The following is a 10,971-nucleotide window of genomic DNA, read 5'->3' as shown; positions in this document are numbered from 1 at the left end:
GATATCCGATTCAATATAAATGAATCAGGATGCAATGAAGATGTTTTCAAAATATTGTAAAACAAAAAGATGGCCGCCGCTGTTGCAGCAGCCACCAAACATACGAAATCGAGAAATAATTACTTGACTTCTACTTGAGCGCCGGCTTCTTCCAGTTGCTTCTTCAGTTTTTCCGCTTCATCTTTGCTGGCTCCTTCTTTCACATTTTTCGGTGCGCCATCTACCAAATCTTTTGCTTCTTTTAAGCCAAGACCAGTAATTTCTCGAACGACTTTGATTACGCCGATTTTATTGGCTCCTGCCGCTTTTAAGATAACGGTAAATTCCGTTTGCTCTTCTACCGCGGGAGCGGCTCCTGCTGCTGCGCCTCCGGCAACCATAACGGGTGCTGCCGCGCTCACACCAAATTTTTCTTCGAGTGCTTTTTTTAATTCTACAATCTCGAGTAATGAAAGCTTCTCAATTTTTTCAACTATTTCGACTACGACTGACATAAAAATAATTTTCCTTAAAAAATAATATTGTTAAATGAAATGAAATTACGATGCAGGTTGAAGTTTTTTTTCCAACGCATCTAGTACATACACGATATTTGCAATCGGACTGTTGAGACTTCCCAAGATAGATGCTATTAACTCGGGACGTGATGGCAATGCGGCAATTTTTTCAAATTGTTTTCCATCAAATACCTGGTTCTCAAAGATGCATGCTTTTACTGAAAGTTTATTGGTTTTCTCAATAAATTTTTTGAGAATTCGTGCCGGCGCGATTGGGTCTTTTATTCCCAACGCAAGCGCCGTCGGTCCAACAAGTTTCGGTTTCAGTGCATCAGAATAGGAAGTCGTCTCCAGCGCTCTTGCGACAAGAGTGTTTTTTACGACAACGTACGAAACGCCTTCTCTAAAGAAATCGCGACGAAGAGTGTTGATTTCTTCTACCGTGATTCTGCTAAAGTCCGTAAAAAATACGCTTTGGGCTTGCTGCAAATGTTCAGTAAGACTTGATACGATTTGTGCTTTTTCTGAACGATTCATTCTTGTTTTGTTTGTAATTTCGTCTAATGAGAAGCATCACTCGAAAGTGAACATTAAACGGTGATTGATTAATTGTTGAGAGTGCGTAAAACTTTTGTATTCTCTTTCGTGAGTATTAAACGTTCATTCCAACTTGTTAATGCAATGCCTCTACAGAGTTTCGGTCTATTTGCACGCTTGGTCCCATTGTGCTCGAAAGAAAAATGCTTTTGACGTATTGTCCTTTTACCGTAGATGGCTTCAATCGAATAATTGTTGAAAGAAATGCAGAAATATTTTCTTCTAATTTCAACGCGTCGAAGTTTGCTTTTCCAATCATTGCGTGAACAACCCCTGCTTTATCAACGCGAAATTCGATTTTCCCTGCTTTTACTTCTTTAACTGCTTTTGCAACCTGCGGTGTAACGGTTCCGCTTTTCGGATTCGGCATTAAACCACGAGGTCCTAATATTTTTCCCAACTTTCCTAATTCGCCCATAACATCCGGAGACGCAATAATGACATCAATATCACTCCATCCCGATTGCAGTTTTTCCAGATATTCCTGATAGCCCGCGTAGTCTGCTCCCGCTTCCTTCGCTTCTTGGTCAAGCGGGGATTTTGCTACGACGAGAACACGAACAGTTTTTCCAATCCCGTGGGGTAAAGAAACCGTGCTTCGTATCGCTTGGTCTGCTTTTTTCGGGTCAACGCCGAGACGAATTGCTACATCTACCGATTCAGTAAACTTTGCAGTTGCCGTTTCTTTTACTTTATTCACTGCTTCGGATAGCGTGAGTAATTTTTTTGCATCCACTTTTTTTGCAATTGTATTGTATCGTTTTGAGTGTTTCATTGCGATAATTGTAAAGAGTAAAATTTGAAATTATTATTCAACAGTTACGCCCATACTTCGAGCGGTACCTTTTATCATTTGCATTGCTGATTCAATTTCGAGTGCATTTAAATCAGGCAATTTCAGTTCTGCAATTTCGCGTACTTGTTTCTGCGTCAGCATCCCTACTTTCGTTCTGTTTGGTTCGCCGGAGCCCTTAGGTATTCCGAGCGATTTGATTATTAGCACTGCCGCCGGTGGTGTCTTCGTAATAAATGTGAACGATTTATCGGAGTACACTGTAATAACAACGGGAATTGTGAGTCCCTGTTGAGATTGAGTTTTTGCATTAAATTGTTTGCAAAACTCCATAATATTGACCCCCTTTTGTCCCAACGCAGGACCAACCGGTGGTGCAGGGGTAGCACCGCCTGCGGGAATTTGTAACTTTATATAACCAGTAATTTTCTTCATCGGTAAAAAATATTTTTAACTGTTATTTAATTTCTTCGACTTGTGCAAAATCTAACTCGACCGGAGTTTTTCTTCCGAAAATACTCACGATAACTTTGAGTCGCATCTTTTCTGTGTTTGTCTCTTGTACGGTTCCCATAAAATTGCTGAATGGACCATCTATAACTTTTACTGCTAATCCTACGTGGTATTGTGTAGAAGATGATTCTTGGTCTCCATCCGTTTCCAATTTGCCGAGAAAACGTTTTACTTCGTCGTTACGGAGAGGAATCGGTTTATTTTTATCGCCAACAAAATTTAATACGCCAGGAGTTTGCATAATAAACTCTCGCACTTTTTGGTCCATCCGAAGTTGAACGAGGATATATCCCGGAAGATACGTTTTCTCTTTACTGCGTTTTTTTCCTTCAAAAATTTCAAAAACTTTTTCCTTTGGAACTTCAACACTAAGCACGCGTTCTTCAAATCCTTCTGATTCCCTGCGTTTTTCAATTTGTTGTTTCACTTTCCCTTCGGTTCCGGTTACGCAATGAAGAACAAACCACCGCGCAGGTGTATCCGTTGAAACTATTTTTAGCGCTTCACTCATTTCTAATAGAGATATTTAACAATAAGGCTCAACAAATTGTCCACTAAAAATATAAACAACGCAAGAACACTGCATACAGATGCAACAATCATTGTCGAATCTTTTAATTCGTCTTTTGTCGGCCACGTTACTTTACCAAGTTCTTTTACAATCTCGGCGGTAAATGCTTGAATTTTGTCTTTCATCTTTGTAAAAATCAAATTAATGGCACGTCAGGAGGGACTCGAACCCCCAACCTGCGGTTTTGGAGACCGCTGCTCTACCAATTGAGCCACTGACGTATCCAAACTTTTATATTATTTTGTTTCTTTATGCAAAACGCGTTTATCACACCATTGACAATACTTCTTGTATTCAACTCTTCCCGATTGTTTTCGCTTATTTTTGGTGTTTGTATAATTGCGACGCTTGCATTGCGTACATTCTAATGTTATTATTTCGCGCATATCATTTTGAAAAAAAATTCAGTTATTTTTTTGAATGAATTTTTTTGTGTAAAAAAATAATTTGTATGAGCTTGCGACCGGGATTGAACCGGTGACCTCTTCCTTACCAAGGAAGTGCTCTACCAACTGAGCTACGCAAGCAAAGTTGTTGCTCATTTTATTATGAGCGGGAGACGGGACTCGGACCCGCGACCAACAGCTTGGAAGGCTGTGACTCTACCAACTGAGTTACTCCCGCATTCTTTCCTTTTCAAAATTCACTTCTCATTTTTATGAAAAATAATTCTTTTTTTTAACGTGGGCAGGGAAGGAATCGAACCTTCGAAGACGCATGGTCGACAGATTTACAGTCTGTTGCATTTGACCGCTTTGCTACCTACCCAAAACTTAGAGCTGGCGACCAGACTTGAACTGGTGACCTGCTGATTACAAGTCAGCTGCTCTACCAACTGAGCTACGCCAGCAAAAAAATGCTGTGCTAATGTTATTTTATTAAATAAAAACAAGTACTATCCTATTTTTTTTTGGTTCGATATTCGATGGGATAAATAATAAAAGGGCGTGAATATACGAATTTATTTCTTTTTGCAAACTCAAAATGAAAAAACTTTATTCAAATTTTTCACCACATCGTATTGGCATTCCACGTAAAAAATCTGATGCATTTAGTTTCTTTTTCCCTTCTCTTTGTAATGTCATCAATTCCAACACACCGTCGTTAGCAGCAACCGCTAATCTGTTTTGTATATCAATTATCGTCCCATTGTTTGCGGACGGCATTCTTTCGTTGGAAATTATTTTACTTTCATATATTTTAATTGTGGTTCCTTCGAATGTTGTGAATGCACATGGTGTCGGAGATAATCCTCGAATAAAATTGTGAATTTCTTTTACACTTTTTTCCCAATTTATTTTACAATCACTTCTGAATATTTTCGGCGCATATGAGATAACGCTATTTTCTTGTTGCTGTATACGAACTTTGTTACCTTCGATTAATTGGACAGAATGTAAAACAAGTTCTGCTCCCGTATCTGCAAGTACATCGTGTAATTCGCCTGCCGTTTGATTTTCCGAAATTGCTACTCGTGCGCGCAAAATGATGTTTCCCGTATCAACTTTTTCTTGAAGAAAAAATGTTGATACACCTGTTTCTGTTTCGCCATTGATGATTGCCCAATTGATCGGCGCTGCTCCTCGGTATTGGGGTAATAGTGAAGCATGCAGGTTTATCGAACCAAATCGGGGAATTGTAAAAACTTCTTTCGGCAATATGCGAAATGCAACGACAACAATTAGATCCGGCGCCAATTCTCGGATATGTGAACAAAGTCTCTCATCTTTTAATTGCATTGGTTGCAACAACGGAAGTTGATGTTTCACTGCAAATTCTTTTATCGGTGAACTCTGCATCATCAACCCTCTTCCCTGGGGTTTATCAGGAACTGTAACAACAGCGCATATTTCGTGGTGATGTTCATACAATATTGAAAGCGACGGAACAGCAAATTCCGCAGTTCCCATAAATATAATACGCATTGCTATACTGCTACTTTTTTCTGTTTCAATACTCGCGCTGTTACTATAGGATACTCGGTTTCCATTTCTCCGCGCTCGATATTTTTTAAAGTAGAAAACAATTTTTGAAAGTGTTCTCTTTCCAATAAATCTATAAAAAGTACTCCGTTGAGATGGTCAATTTCGTGAAGAACAACACGAGCAATCATTCCGTCGGTTTTCAATATTTTTTCTTTTCCGTTTAAGTCCAAATACGTTACGGTAATTGTTTCCGACCGAGTAATGTTTCCTCGAATTCCGGGAATGCTTAAACATCCTTCTTCAATTGCGCAGTTTCCTTCACGGAACATAATTTCCGGATTTATCATTACAAGCGGTTGTTCGTTTTCATATCCCTCCATTTCAGAAATATCAACAACTAACACACGTTGTAAAACTCCTACTTGATTTGCGGCAAGACCAACTCCAGAAGCGTTATGCATCGTTTCAAACATATTGCGTACAAGCGTAATTACTTCATCCGTAATTTCATCTATCGGCTTTGCTTTCTTTCGCAGAATGTTTGTGCCGTATGTATAAATAGGTAGTAATGCCATATAAAAAAACTTTGTTATTGAAAAATTCTCCTCGCTCCCACATAACGGGATTTATAATACGAACTTTGCAACGACGAGATAGTAACGCCAAACGACTCGCTCGCATGCGCAAACAAATCATCTTCGAGAAAGATACCAACGTGCGAGGGAACTGTTCCGTTGGTATTAAAAAAAACAAGATCGCCAAACTGCAGATTCATCTGATGTATTGTTTTTCCTTCACGCATTTGCTCATCGGAAGTGCGCGGCAACGTCATCAACAATGCATTCTGGTATATTCTTCGAGTGAATGCAGAACAATCTATTCCGCCTTCATCGTCGCCGCCAAACTCATACGGTACTCCAATCATCAAGAGAATCTCTTCCATTACTTGTTCTCGTTTACTCTGCAAGTATTCCCTGCTGTTCGTATGTTCTCTTGCTTTCGAAGTATTGTCGTTTGCAACTCGAGTGTTTTCTGTTATTGTTTCCCGTTGACGTGCATTCTCATTTTTTCTACTTGAAGAAAAACGTGTTTTGACATTCTCAACATCTATTTTTTTATCATCCTTCTCAACTTCTTCGCGAATCGGCGAAGCAAATCGTCGTTTGCGTTCATCCTTTTTTTCCGTTGGTTTCTTTGAAGAAGTAAAACGTTGCAATGAACTGCTGCATCCACATAAAAGCGCAACAATAATGCACACAGCAAATCCCTTCCAGAGATTCGGAAAATATTGTTTCAAAAAAAAAGCGGCTTAATTACAAAAACAGAAAAGCCCCAATCCCGCAAATCATCGGAAAGAGGCTTTTTATATAAAATTACATCGAAGCGAGAATTCGCATTTGCAACAATTTAGCCAAGATATGTCCGCAATGTTTTACTGCGATTAGTATGACGTAAACGACGAATTGCTTTCTCTTTAATCTGACGAACACGTTCACGCGTCAATTTAAATTTATCGCCGATTTCTTCCAACGTGAGTGGATGTTCGCGTCCCAAACCGAAATATAAACGCAACACTTCCGCCTCTCTATCAGTCAGTGAAAGCAACGATTGTTCGATTTCTTTGCTCAACGATTCTTTGATCAAAATATGGTCGGGGCGTGGGGCGCGGTCATCTTGAATAACGTCCAGTAAACGATTATCATCTCCTTGAGAAAAAGGAGCATCCATTGATAAGTGGCGCCCGGAAATTTTCAGAGTATCTGCAACTTCATATAACGACATTTCGAGTTCGTTTGCAATTTCACTCGCGCTCGGCTCGCGTTCATATTCTTGCTCCAATGCGCTGAATGCTTTCCCGATTTTATTCAATGCGCCTACACGATTTAAGGGCAAACGAACAATGCGTGATTGTTCTGCAAGCGCCTGCAATATGGATTGACGTATCCACCAAACAGCGTATGAAATGAACTTAAAACCGCGCGTTTCGTCAAAACGTTTTGCGGCTTTGATTAATCCCAGATTTCCTTCGTTGATTAAATCTCCAAGTGCAAGCCCCTGGTTTTGATATTGTTTCGCAACACTTACAACAAATCGTAAGTTTGCTTTGCATAGTTTTTCAAGTGCATTTTGACCATCGGAGCCACCTTTTTTAATTCGTTTCGCGAGTTCAATTTCATCTTCTGCCCCGATTAATTCGACTTTCCCTATTTCTTGTAAATATCTATCGAGGGATTGAAGTTCGCCGTTAGAATATAATTTTGATCCGGTCATATTTTTTTGAGAAATGAATGAGTAGTACGTTGTTCTTCTGTGTTTCGCCGCTTCTAAACAAAGAATCCTCGTGAATTGTTTCACGAGGGAACGGAAAATTTTTTCGTATGTTGATAAAAAAGCGGGTAAATATATATATGCGCCTTGTTATGACAAAATTTTTTTTAGGATTTATTTCGCCTCTTCCATTTTGTGTGCTTTACAGTTTTTTTTCTGCTTCACCATTTTCAAAACTCTTATATTTGCTTCGTTTTTTTGAAAATCTATGAACAACTTCACCAATAAAAAACCTTTTCTTGTGAAAAAAGAAAACTTTTTCGCTTTTGCAATTTCTTTTTTTTCATTCATTATCTATGTTTTCACTGCTTCGCGAACCGTTTCCTTCATTGACGCTGGCGAACTTGCAACCGTGGCATCAACGCTCGGAATTGCTCACCCAACGGGATACCCGCTTTTCACATTGTTGGGCTACTTTGTTTCAAAAATTCCTTTCGGCATTTCGACTATTTTCAAACTCAATCTTTTCTCAGCGTTACTCTGTTCATCAAGTCTATTTTTCTTTTTTAAGTTTTTAGTTTTTTTCACATCTCATGTTGCAGACAAGAAACCGCAATTCGCTCATTATATTTCTGCCATTTGCGGAACGCTCCTTCTCGCTTTTTCTGAAACATTTTGGTCGCAAGCGGTTGCTATCGAAGTGTATTCGCTCCATTGTTTGTTTCTTTCTCTTCTGCTGTTATTGTTCTCGAAAGCAATAAGCGTTCGGCAATCATTTCCGAATCACGAATCACGATTTACGATTCACTTCTCCATTTTCGCTTTCATTCTCGGATTAAGTTTTACGAATCATCTCACTACGATATTGCTTGCTCCCGCGTTTCTGTATCTTTTTTTTGCAACATTTGGAGCGGGAAAACAAAGTTGGAAAATAATTGTACAACTCGCTCTTCCATTTCTTATCGGACTTTCCGTGTATGCCTATTTGCTCATCCGTTCGCTCCAGCAACCGTTATTCGATTGGGGAAATCCGGAAACACTCGAACGATTTTTCTGGCACGTGCGCGGGAAACAATTCAGCGTGTGGTTTTTTTCTTCCGCAGAAGTTGCAAAACAACAATTCAATTATTTTCTCTCGCGTGCGCCAAAGGAATTTGCATACGTTGCCGTTGTGTTTGCATTGCTGGGAATTCTGTCCTTGCGAAAAAACAAACGCGCGCTGTTGTTCACTTCATTACTATTTGTCTTTTGTATCCTATACTCTATCAACTACGATATACACGATATAGATTCATATTTCTTGCTTGCATATTTCACCGTTGCAATTTGGAGCGCATTTGGGGTGCAGTTTCTGCTCGAACGTTTTTCTTCAAGAAGAAAACAGGAAAAAGAAAACCGAAAACTTTCTCTTGCGTTCATCTTGATATGTTTGCTTCCGCTTCCGTTTCATTACTCTCAAACGAACAAAAGCGAAAATTTTCTTGTCGAAGATTACACGAAAAATATGTTTGCGTCGCTCGATTCCAACGCAATCATTATTTCGTATCAATGGGATTATTTTGTTTCCGCTTCGTATTATTTTCAAACCATTGAACATTGGAGAACGGATGTTGTTGTCATAGATAAAGAATTGCTTCGCCGCTCGTGGTATTTTCTTCAATTGAAGCGCCATTATCCTTGGCTCGTTGAACGTTCACAAAAAGAAATTGATGCGTTTCTTGTTGAATTGGATAAGTTCGAACACAATCTTCCGTACCATTATCAAACGATTGAAGGAGCATTTCGTGCATTGATTTCCAGTTTCATTTCTAAAAATCGTAATGAACGTCCCGTGTATGTAACTCCCGAAATTGAGGCGGAGTACACGCAGGGATTTCAGCGTATTCCTTCGGGATTAGCATTTCGGTTATTGCGCGAAGATGAACCGCATCCGAAAATTTTACCAATAAAATTTACTGTTCGGAAAGCGGCTACAAGCGGGAAAATGGAAGAACTGATTTGGGATTTATATGCGCGAAGTTACTTCAATCAGGCAATGTATTGTTACCGAAAACAGGATTTCGAAAACGCAATACCAATGGTGAACGAAGCGTTGCAATTTCAACCGGGGAAGCGGGAACTGCTTGCTCTGAAAGAACGATTGAAAGCAGTAATGAAGTAGGTAATTGATTGTTATCCCACAATTTCTTTCGCTCTTTGCAACGCTTCATCAATCGAACCAAGAATATTTTCCTCGCCGATTTCATCGAACAATCACGATTGTGTATATGCGTTAACGGGTTGTGCGGGAATTTCTGCAATCAACAACGCGCATTGTTTTTTCTTCGATGAATGAAGCACGTCGCAAATCGTGTGCATTCTATCTTCATCAAAGTCATCAAGATGTTTTCATTGAGCAAATGAAATTGCTTCCTTCGCCGCATCAAGCATATACCGAAAGCGGATGAAATCACTCTTTCGCATACATTACTAACGATGAAGATATAACGTCGTCTCGAAAATCTTTTTGAAGGACTGAACCGAACAATGCAAGTTTACGAATGTGAAATTACTGACAAAGTTGGTAAAGTTTCTCGTTTGAAAATGTGAGTGGAATATTTGTTTTCATATTTCGGGAGTAAATATAATTTTTTCTTACGAAGTAATTTCCCTACACAATAAACAACAACCACACTAATGCAAAAATTGGAATCAAAATTGGAAGCGAATATTTATAAACGTATTCAAGAAAATGCGGCGTATGAACTCCCGATTGGTCAGCGATGGATTTTACCATAAAGTTTGGTCCGTTACCGATATAAGTACACGCTCCGAAAAATACAGCACCGAGCGAAATTGCTTTGATATAGATATTGTAATTTCCGATAAGGTAAGCGGTTTGTATATCGGCAAGCGGTACATTTCCCGTTGCAACAAGGTCACCGTGATATTTCATTAACGTATAAAACGTGTTGCGAATTTCTTCCGAATGTTCTCCCGAAAGCGTCATTATCCCCGCTCCATGAGTTGTAATCAGTTGCTGAACGCTCAGAACAATATCTTGACTTACGAATAATCCAATGGCTGCTGAAAGAAAGTTTAGGTATGTCGGCGCATTATCAAGAAACGATGATAAAATTCCTGTACCCCAATAAAACTGTCCAGCGGTTTGTATGCCGATTTGCGGCGCATTTACTTCCAACCATTGCAATGCGGGAATCATCGTTGCAAAAATTCCAATGAATAATAATGCTACTTCTTTTATCGGGAGAAAATTAAAATCATTCTTTTCGTGAATCTCTTTTCTCGTTGTGAAATAAGAACCTACAGCCGCCGCAACCATCAGCAACTCACGAACAAACATTGGTTTTTGAATAAAGACCGAACCAAGAATGACAACAAGAAAAAGTATGTTATGCATTCCCGTTATTTCCGCTTCTTCTTCTATTGCCTCTATTTCATGTTCCATTCTGTCAGGTAATTTTTTGAATGATATATAATCAAAAACAAAAAAAACAGAAAGCACCAATCCGATTGTAAGAAGCCATTCGAGGTACACATTTTCCAACACCCAGAAAAATGGAATGCCTTTCAAATAACCGAGAAACAACGGCGGGTCACCAATCGGAGTTAATGCGCCGCCAATATTGCTGACGATAAAAATAAAAAAGACAATGTGAAATCCGCTGATGCGATATTTGTTCGAGCGAATGTACGGACGAATGAGGAGCATTGATGCGCCGGTTGTTCCGATGAGATTGGAAACGACTGCGCCAATTCCGAGCAACACAACATTACGCATCGGAGTCGAACGTCCTTTGATGCGAA

General features: G+C 39.3%; 13 protein-coding genes and 5 tRNA genes. 1 reads left to right on the top strand and 17 read right to left on the bottom strand.

From position 1 onward, the window contains the following. Positions 1–119 precede the first annotated feature (119 nt). The 16 genes from FJ218_03135 to FJ218_03060 all read right to left on the bottom strand — a co-directional run bounded on the left by FJ218_03135 (position 120) and on the right by FJ218_03060 (position 7,167). Positions 120–494, bottom strand: coding sequence for a 50S ribosomal protein L7/L12 (locus FJ218_03135; protein MBM4165900.1), 375 nt, complete (start codon positions 492–494; stop codon positions 120–122). Between the two features lie 45 nt (positions 495–539). After that, a complete protein-coding gene (locus FJ218_03130) occupies positions 540–1,034 on the bottom strand; it encodes a 50S ribosomal protein L10 (GenBank protein ID MBM4165899.1) in 495 nt (164 codons plus the stop codon). A 136-nt stretch (positions 1,035–1,170) separates the two neighbouring features. After that, positions 1,171–1,869 (bottom strand): 50S ribosomal protein L1, encoded by a 699-nt coding sequence (locus tag FJ218_03125; protein MBM4165898.1) that lies wholly within the window; start codon positions 1,867–1,869, stop codon positions 1,171–1,173. Between the two features lie 33 nt (positions 1,870–1,902). Then, positions 1,903–2,322: a 50S ribosomal protein L11 gene (gene rplK / locus FJ218_03120; GenBank protein ID MBM4165897.1), complete on the bottom strand. Its 420-nt coding sequence runs from the start codon at positions 2,320–2,322 to the stop codon at positions 1,903–1,905. 22 nt (positions 2,323–2,344) lie between these two features. Continuing rightward, positions 2,345–2,911 carry a transcription termination/antitermination factor NusG gene (gene nusG / locus FJ218_03115; GenBank protein ID MBM4165896.1) on the bottom strand — a complete coding sequence of 189 codons (567 nt, stop codon included), beginning with the start codon at positions 2,909–2,911 and terminating at the stop codon, positions 2,345–2,347. 2 nt (positions 2,912–2,913) lie between these two features. Continuing rightward, positions 2,914–3,096: a preprotein translocase subunit SecE gene (gene secE, locus FJ218_03110; protein MBM4165895.1), complete on the bottom strand. Its 183-nt coding sequence runs from the start codon at positions 3,094–3,096 to the stop codon at positions 2,914–2,916. A gap of 20 nt (positions 3,097–3,116) precedes the next feature. After that, positions 3,117–3,192 (bottom strand) — tRNA-Trp (locus FJ218_03105). A gap of 15 nt (positions 3,193–3,207) precedes the next feature. After that, the gene (gene rpmG / locus FJ218_03100) at positions 3,208–3,357 is read right to left on the bottom strand and encodes a 50S ribosomal protein L33 (protein MBM4165894.1); all 150 of its coding nucleotides are present in this window, start codon (positions 3,355–3,357) and stop codon (positions 3,208–3,210) included. A gap of 68 nt (positions 3,358–3,425) precedes the next feature. Further along, positions 3,426–3,498, bottom strand: a tRNA-Thr gene (locus tag FJ218_03095). Between the two features lie 24 nt (positions 3,499–3,522). Beyond that, positions 3,523–3,595: transfer RNA gene (locus FJ218_03090), tRNA-Gly, on the bottom strand. A gap of 60 nt (positions 3,596–3,655) precedes the next feature. Continuing rightward, positions 3,656–3,739 (bottom strand) — tRNA-Tyr (locus FJ218_03085). A 6-nt stretch (positions 3,740–3,745) separates the two neighbouring features. Continuing rightward, positions 3,746–3,821: transfer RNA gene (locus FJ218_03080), tRNA-Thr, on the bottom strand. A 145-nt stretch (positions 3,822–3,966) separates the two neighbouring features. After that, a complete protein-coding gene (locus tag FJ218_03075) occupies positions 3,967–4,896 on the bottom strand; it encodes a methionyl-tRNA formyltransferase (GenBank protein ID MBM4165893.1) in 930 nt (309 codons plus the stop codon). A 2-nt stretch (positions 4,897–4,898) separates the two neighbouring features. Then, the gene (gene def, locus FJ218_03070) at positions 4,899–5,471 is read right to left on the bottom strand and encodes a peptide deformylase (GenBank protein ID MBM4165892.1); all 573 of its coding nucleotides are present in this window, start codon (positions 5,469–5,471) and stop codon (positions 4,899–4,901) included. A gap of 14 nt (positions 5,472–5,485) precedes the next feature. Next, the gene (locus FJ218_03065; protein ID MBM4165891.1) at positions 5,486–6,193 is read right to left on the bottom strand and encodes an NlpC/P60 family protein; all 708 of its coding nucleotides are present in this window, start codon (positions 6,191–6,193) and stop codon (positions 5,486–5,488) included. Between the two features lie 110 nt (positions 6,194–6,303). Further along, entirely contained in the window at positions 6,304–7,167 is an 864-nt protein-coding gene (locus FJ218_03060) for an RNA polymerase sigma factor RpoD/SigA (protein ID MBM4165890.1), read from the bottom strand. Between the two features lie 265 nt (positions 7,168–7,432). On the opposite strand from FJ218_03060, the gene FJ218_03055 reads away from it, so the two are divergent. Then, the gene (locus tag FJ218_03055) at positions 7,433–9,325 is read left to right on the top strand and encodes a DUF2723 domain-containing protein (GenBank protein ID MBM4165889.1); all 1,893 of its coding nucleotides are present in this window, start codon (positions 7,433–7,435) and stop codon (positions 9,323–9,325) included. A 489-nt stretch (positions 9,326–9,814) separates the two neighbouring features. On the opposite strand, the gene FJ218_03050 is transcribed toward FJ218_03055, so the two are convergent. Next, positions 9,815–10,971 (bottom strand): sodium:proton antiporter (locus tag FJ218_03050; protein ID MBM4165888.1); only part of this gene is annotated, 1,157 nt, incomplete at its 5' end.

It is taken from the genome of Ignavibacteria bacterium, from assembly GCA_016873775.1.
In the GTDB taxonomy this organism is placed as follows: Bacteria; Bacteroidota; Ignavibacteria; order UBA10030; family F1-140-MAGs086; genus JAGXRH01.
The sequence above is the reverse complement of the archived record's forward strand: the minus strand, read 5'-3'. Positions and strand labels throughout refer to the sequence as shown.

Bases quoted from the DNA above. Each gene is read 5' to 3' on its own strand.
- nusG (MBM4165896.1), bottom strand. From the start codon at position 2,911: ATGAGTGAAGCGCTAAAAATAGTTTCAACGGATACACCTGCGCGGTGG.
- FJ218_03075 (MBM4165893.1), bottom strand. From the start codon at position 4,896: ATGCGTATTATATTTATGGGAACTGCGGAATTTGCTGTTCCGTCGCTT.
- FJ218_03125 (MBM4165898.1), bottom strand. From the start codon at position 1,869: ATGAAACACTCAAAACGATACAATACAATTGCAAAAAAAGTGGATGCA.
- def (MBM4165892.1), bottom strand. From the start codon at position 5,471: ATGGCATTACTACCTATTTATACATACGGCACAAACATTCTGCGAAAG.
- rpmG (MBM4165894.1), bottom strand. From the start codon at position 3,357: ATGCGCGAAATAATAACATTAGAATGTACGCAATGCAAGCGTCGCAAT.
- rplK (MBM4165897.1), bottom strand. From the start codon at position 2,322: ATGAAGAAAATTACTGGTTATATAAAGTTACAAATTCCCGCAGGCGGT.
- FJ218_03135 (MBM4165900.1), bottom strand. From the start codon at position 494: ATGTCAGTCGTAGTCGAAATAGTTGAAAAAATTGAGAAGCTTTCATTA.
- secE (MBM4165895.1), bottom strand. From the start codon at position 3,096: ATGAAAGACAAAATTCAAGCATTTACCGCCGAGATTGTAAAAGAACTT.
- FJ218_03060 (MBM4165890.1), bottom strand. From the start codon at position 7,167: ATGACCGGATCAAAATTATATTCTAACGGCGAACTTCAATCCCTCGAT.
- FJ218_03130 (MBM4165899.1), bottom strand. From the start codon at position 1,034: ATGAATCGTTCAGAAAAAGCACAAATCGTATCAAGTCTTACTGAACAT.
- FJ218_03055 (MBM4165889.1), top strand. From the start codon at position 7,433: ATGAACAACTTCACCAATAAAAAACCTTTTCTTGTGAAAAAAGAAAAC.